The sequence below is a fragment of the Variovorax sp. GW821-FHT09A10 genome (assembly GCF_059418385.1).
Map to the genome: position 1 here is coordinate 1,138,051 of NZ_JBWKPT010000001.1, position 16,046 is coordinate 1,154,096.

At 69.4% G+C, this 16,046-nt stretch carries 15 protein-coding genes; 9 read left to right on the top strand and 6 right to left on the bottom strand.

Annotated elements, in window-relative coordinates; translation table 11 throughout:
• Positions 1–4 precede the first annotated feature (4 nt).
• The 4 genes from AC07Q9_RS05480 to AC07Q9_RS05495 all read right to left on the bottom strand — a co-directional run bounded on the left by AC07Q9_RS05480 (position 5) and on the right by AC07Q9_RS05495 (position 4,240).
• Complete coding sequence (locus AC07Q9_RS05480) at positions 5–1,564, bottom strand: TerC family protein (RefSeq protein WP_495308227.1); 1,560 nt, start codon at positions 1,562–1,564, stop codon at positions 5–7.
• A 235-nt stretch (positions 1,565–1,799) separates the two neighbouring features.
• Positions 1,800–2,273, bottom strand: a complete 474-nt coding sequence (locus AC07Q9_RS05485; protein WP_492677208.1) for a hypothetical protein — start codon at positions 2,271–2,273, stop codon at positions 1,800–1,802.
• Positions 2,274–2,320: 47 nt separating this feature from the next.
• Entirely contained in the window at positions 2,321–3,046 is a 726-nt protein-coding gene (locus AC07Q9_RS05490) for a hypothetical protein (protein ID WP_495307862.1), read from the bottom strand.
• A gap of 207 nt (positions 3,047–3,253) precedes the next feature.
• Positions 3,254–4,240 carry a LysR family transcriptional regulator gene (locus AC07Q9_RS05495; protein ID WP_495307866.1) on the bottom strand — a complete coding sequence of 329 codons (987 nt, stop codon included), beginning with the start codon at positions 4,238–4,240 and terminating at the stop codon, positions 3,254–3,256.
• Between the two features lie 90 nt (positions 4,241–4,330).
• Between AC07Q9_RS05495 and AC07Q9_RS05500 the strand changes: the two genes are divergently transcribed.
• The 3 genes from AC07Q9_RS05500 to AC07Q9_RS05510 all read left to right on the top strand — a co-directional run bounded on the left by AC07Q9_RS05500 (position 4,331) and on the right by AC07Q9_RS05510 (position 7,655).
• Positions 4,331–5,245 carry a class I SAM-dependent methyltransferase gene (locus AC07Q9_RS05500; protein ID WP_495307868.1) on the top strand — a complete coding sequence of 305 codons (915 nt, stop codon included), beginning with the start codon at positions 4,331–4,333 and terminating at the stop codon, positions 5,243–5,245.
• A 101-nt stretch (positions 5,246–5,346) separates the two neighbouring features.
• A complete protein-coding gene (locus tag AC07Q9_RS05505) occupies positions 5,347–5,988 on the top strand; it encodes a ParB-like protein (protein ID WP_489059901.1) in 642 nt (213 codons plus the stop codon).
• Positions 5,985–7,655, top strand: a complete 1,671-nt coding sequence (locus tag AC07Q9_RS05510) for a SulP family inorganic anion transporter (RefSeq protein WP_495307869.1) — start codon at positions 5,985–5,987, stop codon at positions 7,653–7,655. The genes AC07Q9_RS05505 and AC07Q9_RS05510 overlap by 4 nt, the downstream gene beginning before the upstream one ends.
• Here the strand turns inward: AC07Q9_RS05510 and AC07Q9_RS05515 are convergent.
• Positions 7,627–8,586 (bottom strand): AraC-like ligand-binding domain-containing protein, encoded by a 960-nt coding sequence (locus AC07Q9_RS05515; protein ID WP_495307871.1) that lies wholly within the window; start codon positions 8,584–8,586, stop codon positions 7,627–7,629. The genes AC07Q9_RS05510 and AC07Q9_RS05515 overlap by 29 nt on opposite strands.
• Positions 8,587–8,798: 212 nt before the next feature.
• Here AC07Q9_RS05515 and AC07Q9_RS05520 point away from each other — a divergent pair, with 212 nt between their 5' ends.
• The 6 genes from AC07Q9_RS05520 to AC07Q9_RS05545 are packed head-to-tail and all read left to right on the top strand — an operon-like array spanning position 8,799 to position 14,748.
• Entirely contained in the window at positions 8,799–9,989 is a 1,191-nt protein-coding gene (locus tag AC07Q9_RS05520) for an amino acid ABC transporter substrate-binding protein (protein ID WP_095949421.1), read from the top strand.
• Positions 9,990–9,993: 4 nt separating this feature from the next.
• Positions 9,994–10,872, top strand: a complete 879-nt coding sequence (locus AC07Q9_RS05525) for a branched-chain amino acid ABC transporter permease (protein ID WP_495307873.1) — start codon at positions 9,994–9,996, stop codon at positions 10,870–10,872.
• Positions 10,869–11,801: a branched-chain amino acid ABC transporter permease gene (locus AC07Q9_RS05530; RefSeq protein WP_495307875.1), complete on the top strand. Its 933-nt coding sequence runs from the start codon at positions 10,869–10,871 to the stop codon at positions 11,799–11,801. Before AC07Q9_RS05525 ends, AC07Q9_RS05530 begins: the two co-directional genes overlap by 4 nt.
• Positions 11,798–12,547 carry an ABC transporter ATP-binding protein gene (locus AC07Q9_RS05535; protein WP_062478687.1) on the top strand — a complete coding sequence of 250 codons (750 nt, stop codon included), beginning with the start codon at positions 11,798–11,800 and terminating at the stop codon, positions 12,545–12,547. Before AC07Q9_RS05530 ends, AC07Q9_RS05535 begins: the two co-directional genes overlap by 4 nt.
• Positions 12,544–13,254: an ABC transporter ATP-binding protein gene (locus AC07Q9_RS05540; protein ID WP_495307877.1), complete on the top strand. Its 711-nt coding sequence runs from the start codon at positions 12,544–12,546 to the stop codon at positions 13,252–13,254. Before AC07Q9_RS05535 ends, AC07Q9_RS05540 begins: the two co-directional genes overlap by 4 nt.
• 42 nt (positions 13,255–13,296) lie before the next feature.
• Positions 13,297–14,748: an aldehyde dehydrogenase gene (locus tag AC07Q9_RS05545; protein ID WP_495307878.1), complete on the top strand. Its 1,452-nt coding sequence runs from the start codon at positions 13,297–13,299 to the stop codon at positions 14,746–14,748.
• Positions 14,749–14,797: 49 nt separating this feature from the next.
• Here the strand turns inward: AC07Q9_RS05545 and AC07Q9_RS05550 are convergent, their stop codons facing one another.
• Entirely contained in the window at positions 14,798–16,045 is a 1,248-nt protein-coding gene (locus AC07Q9_RS05550; RefSeq protein WP_495307879.1) for a hypothetical protein, read from the bottom strand.
• Position 16,046 lies beyond the last annotated feature (1 nt).

Here is a 16,046-nt window from a genome sequence, read left to right on the forward strand (position 1 = left end):
GTGTTCAGGCCTCGGCTTCCGGCGGCGGCAGCCGGCGCACCGCCACGGTCCGGATGCGCTGTGCATCGACCTCGGTCACCACGAACTCGTACCCGTCGTGCACCCACGTCGCCTTCGCGGGCGGCAGACCACCGAAGCGCACCAGCAGGAAGCCCGCCACCGAGGTGTAGCTGTCGTCGTCGCTCACGAGGCCATGGGTCTGCAGCGCCTGTTCGAGCAGGTGCAGGTCCGCGCTGCCCGACACGGTCCACGCATCGGATGCGGTCTGCAGGATCTCCAGGGTCTCGTCCTCGTCGGGGAACTCGCCGGCGATCGCCTCCAGCACGTCGATGGGCGTGACCACGCCGGTCAGCGTGCCATGCTCGTCGTTGACCAGCGCGAGCTGCCCGCGCGCGCCGCGCAGCGTGTCGATGAGCTTGATCACGGTGGTCGATTCGGGCACGTAGATCGGCGTGCGCAGGCCGCCGCGCTCGTCGATCTTTCCGTCGCGCAGCAGGTGGCCCAGCAGGTCCTTCGCGCGGGCCACGCCCACCACGTCGTCCAGCGAGCCGCGGCACACGGGAAAGATGCCGTGCGGCGTGTCGAGCAGCTGCTCGCGCACCGCGTCGGGTTCGTCGTTCAGGTCGACCCACGAGATGTCGGTGCGCGGCGTCATCACCGAGCGCACGTTGCGCTCAGCCAGCGACAGCACGCCGCTGACCATGTTGCGCTCCGCCACGGCGAAGGCCGGCTGCACCGCCAGCGCCGCGTCGGGCGCGCCGCCCGCCGGCACCGGTTCACCGGGCGCCCGGCCGCCGAGCAGCCGGAGGATGGATTCGGCCGTGCGGTCGCGCAGCGGCCGGCGCGCCTCGTGCCGCAGCGCGTTGCGCTTGGCCCACTGGTTCAGCGCCTCGATCATCACGGAGAAGCCGATGGCGCCGTACAGGTAGCCCTTCGGAATATGGAAGCCCAGGCCCTCGGCCACCAGGCTCAGGCCGATCATCAGCAGGAAGCTCAGGCACAGCACCACCACCGTCGGGTGCGCGTTGACGAAACGCGTGAGCGGCTTCGACGCCCACAGCATGATGCCGATGGAAATGACGACGGCCGCCATCATCACCGGCAGGTGCTCCACCATGCCCACGGCGGTGATCACCGCGTCGAGCGAGAACACGGCGTCGAGCACCACGATCTGCGTGACCACCAGCGCGAAGCCCGCATACACGGTCGAGCCGCCGGCCGTGTGCGTCACGCCTTCCAGCCGCTCGTGCAGTTCGGAAGTGGCCTTGAACAGCAGGAACAGGCCGCCCAGCAGCAGGATCAGGTCGCGGCCCGAGAAGCCCTGGCCGAACACGCTGAACAGCGGCGTGGTCAGCGTGACCAGCCACGAGACGATCGACAGCAGCGCCAGCCGCATGAAGAGCGCCAGGCCCAGGCCGATCCGCCGCGCGCGGTCGCGCTGGTGCGGCGGCAGCTTCTCCGCGAGGATCGCGATGAAGATCAGGTTGTCGATGCCCAGCACGATCTCCAGGACGACCAGCGTCAGAAGGCCGATCCAGGCGGTCGGGTCGGTGAGGAGTTCAATCATGGAAAGCGCGCGGGCAACGGGTGCGGCCCGGCATGGCGCGGGCCATGTCGGGCGACGGTGAAAAGACGGGGAGGACGTGCGCTGCGAGTATGTTGATCGCAACGCAGCGGTGCAGGCGAAAGCTGGCGCAGGCCAGCGACCTACTGGGAGGCTCTGAAGAGGATGTCACCCCTGCAGTCTATCGAACCCTTTCTTGACGCCCCGCTGCCAAGGGGCTTTCAGCCCCTGCGGCTCAGCGGTAGGCGTCGCACAGCGCGAGGTACTCGTCGCCCGAAATCTCCAGCGCGGTCGCGCGGCGCAGCACGCGCGCCTTCGGCTTGGGCAGGTCGGTCCTGATCTGGATCTGCTTGCCGATGGGAATGCCCATGTAGTCCTGGTTGACCCAGATGTTCTCGACGATGTTGGGCCACGGCAGCAGCAGGCCGTTCTCGAAGGTCAGGCCCTGGTGGCCGATGACGAAGGCCGGCGTGCCGATGTTGGCCAGCGTGCGGATGCACTTGACCGCCAGCCACGCGGCCAGCAGGCCGAAGCCCGCCGCGATGAGGATGCCGATGTTCTTGTCCTGCGCGCGAATGCACAGCACGGCGAGCACGACCGCGACCACCACCCAGAGCGTGGCACCGGCGATCAGCCGCGTGCGGGAGTAGAAGACGGGGCGGTCCTGGCGGGTTTTTTCCTGTTGGCGGGCGGAGCTGTAGATTTCCATTTTTTGAGTCGCTGTACTTTGGAGATTGAAGAGAAAAAGAAGAAGGGTCAGGCCGACGGCAGGCGTTGCATGAGGCACACCATCAGCACCGGTTCGTTGTCGATCTTCGAGCGATCGATCTTGCGGGTCTTGCCGTTGGCGACGATGAGCAGGTGCTCGTCGACATCCATCGCTTCGGCGTCCGACTGCGTGCGGATCGTGTCGATGCTCGACCACGCGATGAGCTGGCCCTTGTGCACCAGCCCTTCGGCATTGAGCGCCAGCGCACCGAAGGGCACGGTGTCGCCCGCATGCAGGCGCCGCTCCACGTCGTGCCGCAGCACCTCGCCCACGGCCTCTTCGACTTCTGCGACGAGTGCGTACGGGTCGTCCCACAAGTCGAGCCGCAGGCGCAGCGTGCGGCCGTCGCGCGTGGTGAGCAGCAGGTGGTTGCGGTTGTGGCGATGGCGCAGCCGCGTCACGTCGGCAAAAGCGATGGTCTGCGTGCCCAGCTGCAGGCCGTGCGCGGTCAGCGTCAGCACCGGTGGGGTGCGCAGCCACGCGAAGAAGTCGCTGCCCTTCCAGCCGATCAGGTAGATCGCGGCCGGGATCGCCAGCACCAGCACGAAGAAGGCGCCCTTGTAGCGCACGAAGTCCGGCGTGATGAGGTACGGAAGGATGTAGATCCTGGCCGGCACCAGCACCATGGCGCAGAAGACATAGATCGCGGCCAGGCCGGCCAGCACACAGTAGAACGCGTAGCGCGGAAAGATGCGGTCGTGACGAAGGGGCATGTGAATCGAATACCCAATGCGTCGACAACGGGCGGGGTGGCGTGGAGCTGAATTGCGCGCACGACCATACCAGCGGGAAGCGTCGCTCTCGAGGCTGCGCGGGCCTTATGGCATCTTTTTTTTGAACAAGCAACGCCTGCCGCGAAGCCCGTTAACCGAGAAGATTTAAGTTTGATGCCCGCTTCGACACAACCGCTGCTTAAGCATTCATGGCAACTTTGCAAGCAGCGCACGGTGCGCCGCCAGTGCGCGCCCGCGCATCGGGGCCTGCGCATCGCGGCCCGTGAGCGGACCGAAGCGCGTGTCTTTCGACACGGCCGCCACCGCATCGCGCAGGCAGCGGTGCGCCGGGTCCACCTCGTCGCGCGGATGCCAGGCCTGCAGCACCTGCTCGGGCGGCACGGCCACCGGCAGCTTGAACATCGCCAGGCCGAGGCTCGCGGCCACGGTGCGCGCCAGCGGCTCGGGCACGCAGGCCACCAGCGACGAACGCGCGGCGGCCATCAGCGCACCATAGGCGCTGGGCACGGTCAATGCGATCTGCCGCGCACAACCTTGTGCCGCGAGCAGGCTGTCGAGGGGCTCGACGGACCTGGCGCGCCGCGTGACCGCCACATGCTGCTGGGCCGCCAGGCGCTTGGGCGTGACGCGCGCCTTGAGCAGTTCATGCCCCGCCCCGACCACGCCGACGATGCGTTGCGCGTACAGCAACTCGCTGCGCACCTCCGGCCCCTTGTCAGGCAGCGTGCCCACATCGAGGTCGATGCGCCCTTCACGCAAGGCCATCGCATCGCTGTCGCTTTCCGGCACGAAGCGCAGGCGCGCCAACGGCATGTCGCGCCGCAGCGCGGCCAGCAAGGTGGCGCCGTAGACGATGCCCATGCCTTCGGGCGCGCGCACCGTGAACTCGCGCGTCACACGCGCCAGCGGCACACCGCCGTCGGGCTGCATCAGCAGGCGCGCGTCGGCGATCAGGCGGCGCACCGGATCGCGCAACGCCACCGCACGCGGCGTCGGCACCAGCTTGCGGCCGGCCCGCACGAGGATCGGATCGCCCAGCGCCTCGCGGATGCGCGCGAGCGTGTGGCTCATGGCCGGCGCGCTCAGGTGCATGCGCTCGGCGGCCGCGCTCACGCTGCCGGTGCTCAACAGGGCGTCGAGTGCGGCCAGCAGGTTCAGGTCCATGGAATTCATTTCGTGCAGGTCATTGCTTTGAACAATGCACTGTACAGACGCCTCGCGCGGGTTGAAACTTCGCGCCCTTGCACCACCGGAGCCCCCGCCTTGAATCCTTCCTCGCAAGCCAGCCGCACCGCCCTCGCCACCGCGCTCATGCGCGCCATCCATGCGCGCAGCGCGCCCGCGCCGCTGCTGGACGACCCGTGGGGCGAGCGCCTGGTGCCCGACAGCGTGCGCGCCGCCTTCCTCGAACGCGCGCTGGCACGGCGCGACGCCACCTCGACGGGCTCGCCCGACACAGCGCTCGACGACGCGATGCGCGCCAACGCCGCCTACCCCGACGTGATCCTGCGTTCGCGCTACACGGAAGACGCACTGAAGGACGCGGTCGCGCGCGGCGTCGATCAGTACGTGCTGATCGGCGCCGGCTTCGACAGCTTCGTGTGCCGCATCCCCGAGTGGGCGCAGGGCCTGGCCATCTACGAGGTCGACCACCCGGCCACGCAGCAGCTGAAACGCCAGCGCCTGCAAGCCTGCGGCGTGCCGCCGTCCCCCTCGGTGCATTTCGTCGCGGCGGACCTGTCGGTCGAAGACCTCGCCGCGGCCCTGGCGTGCACGCCGTTCGATGCGACGCGGCCCGCCTTCTTCGCATGGTTGGGCGTCACCGTGTACCTCACGCGGGAGGCCAACCTGGCGGCGCTGCGCGCCATCGCCGGCTGCGCACCGGAAGGCAGCGAGCTGGTCTTCACCTACATCGACGAGGCGGCGCTGCGTCCCGATGCGGCGGGCAACGCCGCGTTCCAGCGGCTGCGCAGCGAGGTGTCGTCGGTCGGCGAAGACTTCCTGTCGGGCTTCGATCCGGCGACGCTGGGCGCGCTGCTGCGGGACACGGGCTTTGCGCTGCAGGAGGACCTCGACGGCCACCAGGCGCTGGCGCGCTACGACCCCGCGGGCCGCAACGGCCTGCACCCCGCCGGCGCCGCGCACGTCGCGCGCGCCGTCAGGTTCCGGTCCGCCTGACGCTGGTAGCGTGCGGCCGACTTGCGGTACGGCGCGCGGGTAGCGATGATCGCCCGCGCCCGCCGCCGCAAGCCTCCCTCGTCACCACGGAGCGTCCCCGCATGACCGCCAAGCCGAACCTCATCCCCGTGTCCCTCGATGCACTGCGCCCGACCCAGATCACGGTCGGCGGCGCCGAAGTGGCCACCAAGCGCGCGCAGTGGAAGCAGCTCAAGCGCAAGGAGCGCGAGCACACGCTGGCCGCGCACTGGTTTCCCGCCGTGCGCGGGCCGGGCGGGCACTACTACATCGTCGATCACCATCACCTGGGCCGCGCGCTGCACGAGGAGTCGGTGGGCACGGTCTGGGTGATGCAGCTGGACGACCTCAGCGAAGTCCGGGGCGAGCAGTTCTGGCGCCTCATGGAATTCCACCGCTGGGCGCACCCCTTCGACGAGAAGGGCAAGCGGCGCGCGTTCAGCGCCATCCCCTCCAGCGTGGCGAAGCTGCGCGACGACCCGTACCGCGCCCTGGCCGGCTTCGTGCGCAAGGCCGGCGGCTACGCGAAGGACGCGGCGCCCTATGCGGAGTTCCTGTGGGCCGACCATTTCCGCCCGCTGGTGCCGGCAAAGAAGCTGCAGCCCTCGGCCACCGAGCCGCTGCCGCAGGCCACCATCGACAAGGCCGTGGCGCTGGCGCGCACCGCCGACGCGCGCTACCTGCCGGGCTGGACCGGCGTGACCAACGCCACACCCGCGAAGTGAACGACAGCGCCGCCCGCCGCCCCGGCCTCGCCGACGTTGTGGCGGGCGTGTCCATCGCGGGCCTGTTGCTGCCCGAGGCCGTGGCCTATGCGGGCATCGCGGGCCTGCCGCCGCAGGCCGGCGTGATCGCGCTGTTCGCCGGCCTTCTGGTCTACGGCCTCTTCGGCAGCAGCCGCTTCGCGATCGTCTCGGCCACCTCGTCGTCGGCGGCGGTGCTCTTCGCGGCCACCACGTCGATGCCGGGCATCGACCCGGCCACGCGGCTGGCGCTGGGCGCGGGCATCGTGCTGCTGGCCGGGGTCTTCTTCGTGATCGCGGGCATCGCCAGGCTCGGCGCGGTGTCGAGCCTGATCGCCAAGCCGGTGCTGCGCGGCTTCGCGCTCGGGCTGGCGCTGACCATCGTGGTCAAGCAGTTGCCGAAGGTGCTGGCGGTGCAGCCGGCGCACAGCGATTTCTTCCGCCTCGTCGCGGGCCTGGCGGCCGAGTGGCGGCACTGGAACCTGGCCGGTGCGGCGATGGCGCTGGCGGCGCTGGTGCTGCTGCGCGGCCTGGCGCGCTGGCGCGCGGTGCCGGCGGCCCTGCTGGTGATCGTGGGCGGCATCGCGCTGGACGTGAGCGGGCTGTGCCAGGCCTGGGGCGTGGCGGCGGTGGGGCCGATCTCGCTGGACTTCTCGCACCCGGGCGTGCCCTCGCTGGGGCGCACGCAATGGCTGGGGATGGGCGAGCTGGCCTTCGCGATGGCGCTGATCCTCTATGCCGAGTCCTACGGCTCGATCCGCACCTTCGCGATGCGCCACGGCGACAACGTGTCGGCCAACCGCGACCTGCTGGCGCTGGGCGGCGCCAACCTGCTGTCGGCGCTGTTCCAGGGCATGCCCGTGGGCGCGGGGTACTCGGCGACCTCGGCCAACGAATCGGCCGGCGCGCGCAGCCGCGCGGCGGGCCTGGTGGCGGGGCTGGTGGTGCTCGTGGCGGTGCTCACGCTGCTGCCGTGGATCGCGCACACGCCCGAGCCGTTGCTGGCGGCCATCGTGATCAATGCCGTGAGCCATTCGCTGAACCCCTCGTCGCTGCGGCCGTACTTCCACTGGCGGCGCGACCGGCTGGTGGCGCTGGTGGCGGTCGCGGCCGTGCTGCTGCTGGGCGTGCTCGACGGGCTGCTGGCCGCCATCGGCGTGAGCCTGCTGCTGTTGCTGCGCGGCTTCTCGCGCACCACCGTGAGCTGGCTCGGCCGGCTGGGCCAGAGCCACGACTACGTCGACACCGGCCGCCACCCCGAGGCCGTGGTGCCGCCGGGCGTGCTGATCGCGCGACCCGAGGTGCCGCTGTTCTTCGGCAACGCGGATGCGGTGTTCGCATCGATCCGCGCGCGCATCGACGCCACGCCGGGTCTGCAGCGCATGGTGCTGAGCCTGGAGGAATCGCCCGACCTCGACGCCACCAGCATGGAGGCGCTGTGCGACTTCGCGGCCTATGTGCGCGTGCGCGGCGCGCGCCTGTCGCTGGCGCGCGTGAAGGACGGCGTGCGCGACCTGCTGGCCAAGGTCGATTCGCCCGACCTGCACGCCGAGGTGTATGCGCCGTGGAGCGTGGACGATGCGGTGCAGGCCGGCGCGTTGCGACAGCCGCGCGAGCCGGCTAGCGCGACAGCGTCGCCTGGCGCCTGAACTCGCTCGGGCTGCCGCCCGTGTGCGCGCGGAACACGCGGCTGAAGTGCGAGAGGTTGCCGAAGCCCGCGCCCAGCGCGATGTCGGTGATGGAGCGCGCGGCGTTCGCGGGGTCGATCAGGTCGCGGATGCTGGCCGCCAGCCGCTGGTGCTGGATGTAGCCGGTGAGCGTGTCGTCGTCGCCCGCGAAGGCCTGGTGCAGCAGGCGCTTGCTGCAACGCAGGGCCAGCGCCATGCCGTCGATCGACAGCGCCGGGTCGCGCAGGTTCTGCGCCACGTGGCGGTGGATGCGGTCTTTGAGCGCCTCGCGCTGGGTCTGGGCGGTGCTGCGGCCCGCCAGCTCCATGAGCGACAGGCGCACCAGCTGGATCAGCAGCTCGCCCGCGCCGCGCGCGGCAGCCTCGCTCATGTGGGGCAGCTCCAGGTAGGTGTTGCGCATGGTCTCCAGCGCCACGCGCGAAATGCCGCTGTCGCCGCCAATGCGCCGCGCCACGAGGTCGCCCAGTGGCAACGCGGGCGAGGCGATCTGGTCCTTCGGCAGCATCACGATGAGGTGGTCGCTGCGCTCGGGGTTGGCCACGGTGTAGTCGAGCGTGGTGTCGTACAGCGTCCAGCCGCCCGCGCGCACCGCCGCCGCGCGCCCGCGCTGCGTGACCTCGGCCGAGCCCTGCCAGGGCGCGACGATCTTCAGGTAGGGCGCATCGCTCAGGCGCGCCATCTGCGGCGTGCGCAACACGCGGTGGCGGTTCGCCTCCAGCCGCGTGAGGATCACGTCGCCCGCGTGCGAGGACGCGAGGTGGCCGTCGAAATCGCTGTCGCCGTACAGGTCGGAGCCGAGGCCGCCGAAGTGGCGCCACACCCACTCGCACCACAGCGGCCCGCGTTCCTTCGGCGGGATGGCGTCGGTGGACAGGAGCAGGGACGCGGTCATGGGGCGAAAGCAGTGAAGACGAAAGATTGCAACACGGCAGCAGGATGCCGCGCATTGTGGAGTGCCCGCAAAGCCCTCGCCTTTGCGGGTTAACCACTAGGCGCCTGCACGCTGCGTCAAGTGCTTTGTGCGCGGCGGGCACAGCGGCAAAGGGCGTGCGTTTCTACGATCCCGGTCAGCGGGCGCATACCGACGCCCGGAAGGAGACCTCCATGCTTCACCCCACCCGCCGCCACTGGATCCAGGGCACGGCCACCGCGCTGGGCGCGGCCGCCGTCGCGCCGCAGCTGTTCGCGCAAAGCGCCCCCGTTCGCATCGGCTACGCCATCGCCCGCACCGGCCCCTGGGCCGCGGGCGCGCAGGTGAGCCAGGAACCCAACTACCTGCTGTGGGCCGAGCAGGTCAACGCCGCGGGCGGCCTGTCGGTGAAAGGCGCCAAGCGGCCCATCGAGCTCATCGGCTACGACGACCGCAGCGAGACCGAGACCTGCGTGCGCACGTTTGAAAAGCTCATGGGCAGCGACAAGGTCGACCTCGTGCTGCCGCCCTGGGGCTCAGGCGCCAACTTCGCGGTCGCGCCGCTGGCCAACCGATTCGGCTATCCGCTGCTCGCGCCCACCGCCCTGTCGCGCAAGCTCATCGACATGCGCCTGCCCTTCTTCTTCTCGCTGCTGCAGCAGCCCGACAAGATGATGGGCGCGCTGGTCGACATGCTGGTGGCGCAGAACGTGAAGACCATCACCATCGTCTACATGGACGACCTGTTCGGGCTGGAGAACTTCGCGGCGCTGAACAACGCGCTGAAGAAGACGCAGATCCAGGTGCTGGACCGCAAGAGCTACCCGCTGGGCGTGAAAGACCTCGCGCCCGTGCTGCGCACCATGAAGGACCTGAACCCCGACGCCTTCATCGGCATCACCTACCCGCCGGACACCATCCTCGCGAGCCGGCAGGCGCGCGAGGTGGGCTTCAACCCGAAGTACTTCTACGCCTCGGTGGGCACGGCCTTCCAGCTCTACAAGAACGTGATGGCCGCCAACACCGAGGGCGTGATCGGCATGGGCTCGTGGAACGGCAAGACCAGCCCCGAGGCCAAGGCCTACTTCGACGCGCACACCAAGAAGTTCGGCAAGGAACCCGACCGCTGGGCCAGCGGCCATGCGTGGGCCGGCCTGCAGATCCTGCAGCAGGCGGTGGAGAAGGTGGGCCTCGATCGCAAGGCGCTGCGCGAGCAGATCGCGAAGAACGAGTTCAAGACCATCCTCGGGCCAATCCGCTTCGAGGGCAGCGAGAACGCGTCGATTCCCGGCACCGTCTCGCAGTGGCAGGGTGGCGACTTCGAAGTGGTGTGGCCGAAAGACCGCGCCACCGCGCAACTGATGCCGAAGCCGGCCTGGAAATAACAGCGTGTCGTTCTCTGGATGGGCCGAGCTCCTGGCCGGCGGATTGATCACGGGCGGCATCTACGCGCTGGTGGCCATCGGACTGAACCTGCAGTACGGGCTGATGCGCATCATGAACATCTCGCACGGAGAGTTCCTGATGCTCGGCGCCTTTCTCACGTGGTGGGCGCACACGGCGCTGGGCATCTCGCCGCTGGTGTTCATGCCGGTGGCCTTCGTGCTGCTGATGGCGCTGGGCATGGCGGTGCACTGGCTGTGCTTTCGCCAGGTGGCGGCGCGCGCGCCGAACGTCGACGTGTTCGAGGCGCGCAGCCTGATGGTCGGCTTCGGCCTGATGTTCTTCGTGCAGAACACCGCCCTGCTCGTGTGGGGTGGCGACCTGCGCGGCTACGACTACCTGGCCGAACCGGTGCAGCTGGGCGAAATGCGCTTCACCGCCAACAAGCTCGTGTTGTTCGGCGTGGCGCTGGCGCTGAGCCTCGTGCTCATCGCGCTGCTCAAGCTCACGCTGCTGGGCAAGGCGGTGCGCGCGCTGATGCAGTCGCCCACCGGCGCGCAGCTCGTGGGCATCAACACCAGGCGGCTGCATCCGCTGATGTTCGGCATCGGCCTGGGCCTGTCGGGCGTGGCCGGCGCGCTGCTGTCGATGACCTACGAGATCTCGCCCTCGATGGGCGAGCCCTACACCGTGACGGCGCTGGTCGTCATCACCCTCGGCGGCTTCGGCAGCATCGCGGGCAGCCTCGTCGGCGGCCTGCTGCTGGGCGTGGTCGAAGCGCTGGGCATGTACTACACGAGCCCCTCGCTCAAGATGCTGCTGTCGTACGCCGTGTTCATCGGCGTGCTGATCTGGCGGCCCAACGGACTGTTCTCCAGAAGATGAATTCCCTCTTTCAAAACAAACCGTGGTGGGTGCTTGGCATCGGCCTCGCGCTGGCGGCCGCCGTGCCGTGGGTCGCGAGCGAGTTCGTCGCATCCGTCGCGCTCGGCTGCCTGATGTACATCGCGCTGGCCACCAGCTGGTCGCTGTTCTGCGGTGCCACGCGCTACCTGTCGCTCGCCACTTCGGCCTTCTTCGGCCTGGGTGCGTACGCGAGCGCCACACTGCTCGAGGTGCTGCCCTGGCCATTGGTGATCCTGAGCGGCGCGGCCATCGCGAGCGCGGTGGCGGTGCTGATGGGCGCGGCCGTGCTGCACCTGCGCGGCACCTACTTCGCGGTGCTGACCTTCGGCATGACCGAGCTGATCCGCCATGCCGTCACCTTCGTCGAGAAGCAGGTCTCGGGCACCGTGGGGCGCGTGCTCACGGTGGTGCCGTCGAACGAGACGGTGTACCTCACGGTGCTGGCGATTGCGGGCGCGGCCATTGCCACCGCGCTGCTCGTGAAGCGCAGCCGCTTCGGCCTGGCGCTGGCCGGCATCGGCGCCGACGAGCAGCGCGCGCAGACGCTGGGCGTGGACACGCGCCGCGTGAAGATCGCCGGCTTTGCGCTCACCGCCGCCTTCGCCGGCGCGGTGGGCGCCGCGATGGCCGTGCGCTGGACCTACATCGAGCCGGCCGCCGTGTTCAGCCCCTTCATCGGCTTCCAGACCGTGCTGATCGCGATGATCGGCGGGGCCGCCAGCATCGGCGGACCGGTGGCCGCGGCCATCGTGTTCAGCCTGCTGTCGGAGACGCTGCGGCTGCAGCTGCCCTACGGCTACATGATGGTGCTGGGGCTGCTGCTCATCCTGTGCGTGATGTACCTGCCCAACGGCCTCGCGTCGCTGTGGCAGCGCAAGGCGGCGGCATTGCGGAGGCATGCACCATGAAGGCCACGCCGCTTCTCGAAGCCCGCGACCTCACGGTGCGCTTCGGCGGGCTCACCGCCGTCGATGCCGTGAGCGCCACGCTGCATGCGGGCGAGCTGGTCGGCATCATCGGCCCCAATGGCGCGGGCAAGACGACCTTCTTCAACGCGATCTCGGGCGTGGTCATGCCCACGTCGGGCCGGCTGCTGGTGGAAGGCGATGTCGACCTCACGCGGCGCGGCCCGCACCTGTACGCCGCCCACGGCATCGCGCGCACCTTCCAGACGCCGCGCGTGATGGCCGACATGACGCTCGAGGACAACGTGCGCTTCGGCATGCAGTTCGCGGGGCGGCGCCGCGCGCCCATCGCGGGCCTGGGCAGCACCGGCGAGATCCTCGACATGCTGGGCCTGGGCGGCCTCGCGACGCAGGTCGCGGCCGACGTCACGCCCTCGCAGCAGCGGCTGCTCGAGATCGGCATGGCGCTGGGCACGCGACCGCGCGTGCTGCTGCTCGACGAAGTGGCGGCCGGCCTCACCGAGGCGGAGGTCGATGCCATGGCACGGCGCATCCGCCGCCTGCGCGACGACCACGGCCTCGCCGTCGTGTGGATCGAACATGCCGTGACCACGCTGCTGAAGTACGTCGAACGTGTGCTGGTGCTGCACCAGGGCCGCAAGATCGCCGACGGCACGCCGGCCGAAGTCGTGCGCAATGCCGAGGTGGTCGAGGCCTACCTGGGCGACGAGATGGAGGCCACGGCATGAGCACCACCCAGATGACCGTGCGCGGTCTTGCGGCCGGCTACCACGGCTTCCAGGTCATCCAGGGCCTGGACCTCGACGTGACGCCCGGCGTCACCGTCGTGCTCGGGCCCAACGGCGCGGGCAAGACCACGCTGCTCAAGGCGCTCGCGGGGCTGCTGCCGCGCACGGGCGATGCGGTGCTCGACGGTGCGGCGCTGCCGTCCGCCGATGCCACCGCCTGCGTGCGGCGCGGCCTGGCGCTGGTGGCCGAGGGCCGCCAGCTGTTCCCGCAGATGACCGTCACCGAGAACCTCGAACTCGGCGGCTGGCTCATCCCCGCGCGGCTGCGCGCCGAGCGACTCGCACGCGCCTTCGACGACTTTCCGCGTTTGAAGGAACGCGCCACGCAGCTCGCCGGCACCATGAGCGGCGGCGAGCAGCAGATGGTCGCGGTGGCGCGCGCCCTCATGAGTGGGCCGCGCCTGCTGATGCTCGACGAGCCCTCGCTCGGCCTCGCGCCGCGCATGGTCGACGAGCTGCTCGCCATCGTGCGCCGCATCGCCGACCAGGGCGTGACCGTGCTCATGGTCGAGCAGAACGTGCGCAAGGCCTTGCAGGCCACCGACCGCGGCTACGTGCTCGAACGCGGGCGCGTCGTCGCCTCGGGCGAAGCGCAGGCGCTGCTGCATTCCGACGCCGTGCGCCAGGCCTACCTGGGCGTGGCCTGAACACCCCTCTTCCTTTTTCTTTCTTGCAAAGGACACCCACCCATGACCGACATCTCCATGCTCATCGACGGCGAACGCCGCGCGGCCACCGGCGGCGCCACCTTCGAGCGCCGCAACCCGCTGGACGGCGGCATCGCCACGCGCGCCCCTGCAGCCACGCCCGCCGACGCGATCGCCGCTGTCGACGCCGCGCAGCGCGCCTTCGTCACCTGGTCTCAGACCGGCCCCAACGAACGCCGCGCCCTGCTGCTCAAGGCCGCGCACGCGCTCGAAGCGCGCGCCGACGCCTTCGTGCAGGCCATGGCGCGCGAGACCGGCGCCTCGGCGCTGTGGGCCGGCTTCAACGTGCACCTGGCGGCCGGCATCCTCACCGAAGCCGCGTCGCTCACCACGCAGATCGCGGGCGAGGTCATTCCGTCCGACGTGCCCGGCAGCCTTGCCATGGGCGTGCGGCAGGCCGCCGGCGTGGTGCTGGGCATCGCGCCCTGGAACGCCCCCGTGATCCTGGCCACGCGCGCCATCGCCACGCCGCTGGCCTGCGGCAACACCGTCGTGCTCAAGGGCTCCGAGCTGTGCCCCGAGACGCATGCGCTCATCATCGAAGCACTGGCCGAGGCCGGCCTGCCCAAGGGCACCGTCAACTTCGTCACCAACGCGCCGGCCGACGCGGGCGCCGTGGTCGAGGCCATGGTCGCGCACCCGGCGGTGCGGCGCGTCAACTTCACGGGTTCCACGCGCGTGGGCCGCCTCATCGCGCAGACCTGCGCCACGTACCTGAAACCCGCCGTGCTCGAACTCGGCGGCAAGGCACCCTTCGTGGTGCTCGACGACGCCGACATCGACGCGGCCGTGAACGGCGCGATCTTCGGCGCCTTCGCCAACTCGGGCCAGATCTGCATGTCGACCGAACGCCTCGTGGTCGACAACGCGGTGGCCGACGAGTTCGTCTCGAAGTTCGCCGCCCGCGCACAGGCGCTGCCGCTCGGCGACCCGCGCGAAGGCCCCGTCGTGCTGGGCTCGGTCGTCGACATGAGCACCGTGACGCGCTGCAACGCGCTGATCGACGATGCGCTCGCCAAGGGCGCCGTGCTCGTGTGCGGCGGCAAGGCGCAGAACACGCTGATGCCCGCCACCGTGCTCGACCACGTCACGCCCGCGATGGCCATCTACCGCGAGGAATCGTTTGGCCCGGTGAAGGCGGTCGTGCGGGTGAACGGCGTGGAAGAAGCGGTGGCGGTGGCCAACGACAACGAGTTCGGTTTGTCGTCCGCCGTGTTCGGCCGCGACGTGGCACGCGCGTGGAACGTCGCGCAGCGCATCGAGGCGGGGATCTGCCATGTCAACGGGCCGACGGTGCACGACGAGGCGCAGATGCCGTTCGGCGGTGTCAAGTCGTCAGGGTATGGGCGGTTTGGGGGGCGCGCCGGCGTCGAAGCGTTCACGGAGCTGCGGTGGATTACGGTGCAGACGACGCCTCGGCACTATCCGTTCTGACAAGGGCAACAGCGTCTTTCAGAACCGAGAGAGTGCCCCGCCGGAAGACTCAGATGTCTTTCTTTCCATCCAACCGCTTGCCCCACCACGGTCGATTGAATTGGCTGAAGGTGGTCGCATAGCGGAACTCCTGGCGCTCCGGCGGTGGCGTGTGATTGGGCGGCGGAAGCACCACGATCGCGCGCGCCGATCCAGCGTCTTGCGTGCTCACGTACATCACGGGGTGGTTGCGCCGATGGGCCGCATAGCTGGCCATCAACAAGGAGAAACTGACGGTGTTGGCGCCCAGGTCTCCCAGCAGCGACACCATGTCCACGTTCTGTTCGACATCGTCGAAGTCATCGATATCGATCTTCAGGTCATGAAGGGCACGGGTGAGCAGAACCAGTCGTGCCGTCGCGTCCTTGGTGCCGCGTCCCGCGTCGCGCACCCAGGTCCCGATCTGCTTGGGTGCGATGCCTGCATTGGCAGCGGCTTGCTCGATCGCCGCGCGATAGGCCACGGATGTCTTGGTGTCGCCCTTGGCTTCAGGCTTCATGTCGTCGATCGACACTTGAGCGGGTGCATACCAGTTAACCAACGGCGTGCGACCCGTAGCGAAACCCGGATTGGCCAGCATCAGGAGGACCGCGGCTTCGTTGGGTTGCTCGTCCTTCGGCGCATTCGGCGCGTCGGCCGAAGCCATCCACATGCCCTTGCCAGGGACTTGGCGGATGTAGTCAAGAGAAGCCAGGAGGCCCGGCCAGCCATCGACACTTGGGACCAGGGCAAGGTCGGGCTGAGACTCTCCGCCAAAGTATCCGTAGCCTGAGGTCCAGAAGTCGTTGACTTGCGCCGGCGTTGCGTAGCGCGGCTCAAAGCTCGAGACGATCTTCAGCCCGTTCATCTTGATCCCGTTCCAGAGGAAAAAGTGAAAACCGTCGTAGGTCGTTCGGTTGTAGCTGCTGACGGGAAGAGTGAACGCAGCGCAGGTTTCCCTGGTCAGGATATAGACGAAATGCGAGCGCTTTGTCGTGCCGCCGGTTCCGTCGACCGGGGCCCATACCTTCTTCGGGGGCACGCCCCGCGGTCCCGGATCAAGGAAGCCTGGCAGATTGAATGCCAGTGGATAGCCGCGTTGCGTCAGCGGCGAGATCAGGTTGGCACCGATTAATTGCGCCACGGGCTGAACGGCAACGGAGGCAGGAGGAAGCACGGATGCAGCGGCGACCGCCTCGCCCCCGTTCTTGCGCCATCCCAGGGCGGAAAGTAGTCCCATCACGGCTCCCTTGGTCAGAAGTGTTCGACGTTGCTGCATG

Coding starts and splice junctions, on each gene's coding strand:
- AC07Q9_RS05515 (WP_495307871.1), bottom strand. CDS start 8,586: ATGACCGCGTCCCTGCTCCTGTCCACCGACGCCATCCCGCCGAAGGAA.
- AC07Q9_RS05495 (WP_495307866.1), bottom strand. CDS start 4,240: ATGAATTCCATGGACCTGAACCTGCTGGCCGCACTCGACGCCCTGTTG.
- AC07Q9_RS05530 (WP_495307875.1), top strand. CDS start 10,869: ATGAATTCCCTCTTTCAAAACAAACCGTGGTGGGTGCTTGGCATCGGC.
- AC07Q9_RS05550 (WP_495307879.1), bottom strand. CDS start 16,045: ATGCAGCAACGTCGAACACTTCTGACCAAGGGAGCCGTGATGGGACTA.
- AC07Q9_RS05490 (WP_495307862.1), bottom strand. CDS start 3,046: ATGCCCCTTCGTCACGACCGCATCTTTCCGCGCTACGCGTTCTACTGT.
- AC07Q9_RS05485 (WP_492677208.1), bottom strand. CDS start 2,273: ATGGAAATCTACAGCTCCGCCCGCCAACAGGAAAAAACCCGCCAGGAC.
- AC07Q9_RS05505 (WP_489059901.1), top strand. CDS start 5,347: ATGACCGCCAAGCCGAACCTCATCCCCGTGTCCCTCGATGCACTGCGC.
- AC07Q9_RS05520 (WP_095949421.1), top strand. CDS start 8,799: ATGCTTCACCCCACCCGCCGCCACTGGATCCAGGGCACGGCCACCGCG.
- AC07Q9_RS05545 (WP_495307878.1), top strand. CDS start 13,297: ATGACCGACATCTCCATGCTCATCGACGGCGAACGCCGCGCGGCCACC.
- AC07Q9_RS05535 (WP_062478687.1), top strand. CDS start 11,798: ATGAAGGCCACGCCGCTTCTCGAAGCCCGCGACCTCACGGTGCGCTTC.
- AC07Q9_RS05540 (WP_495307877.1), top strand. CDS start 12,544: ATGAGCACCACCCAGATGACCGTGCGCGGTCTTGCGGCCGGCTACCAC.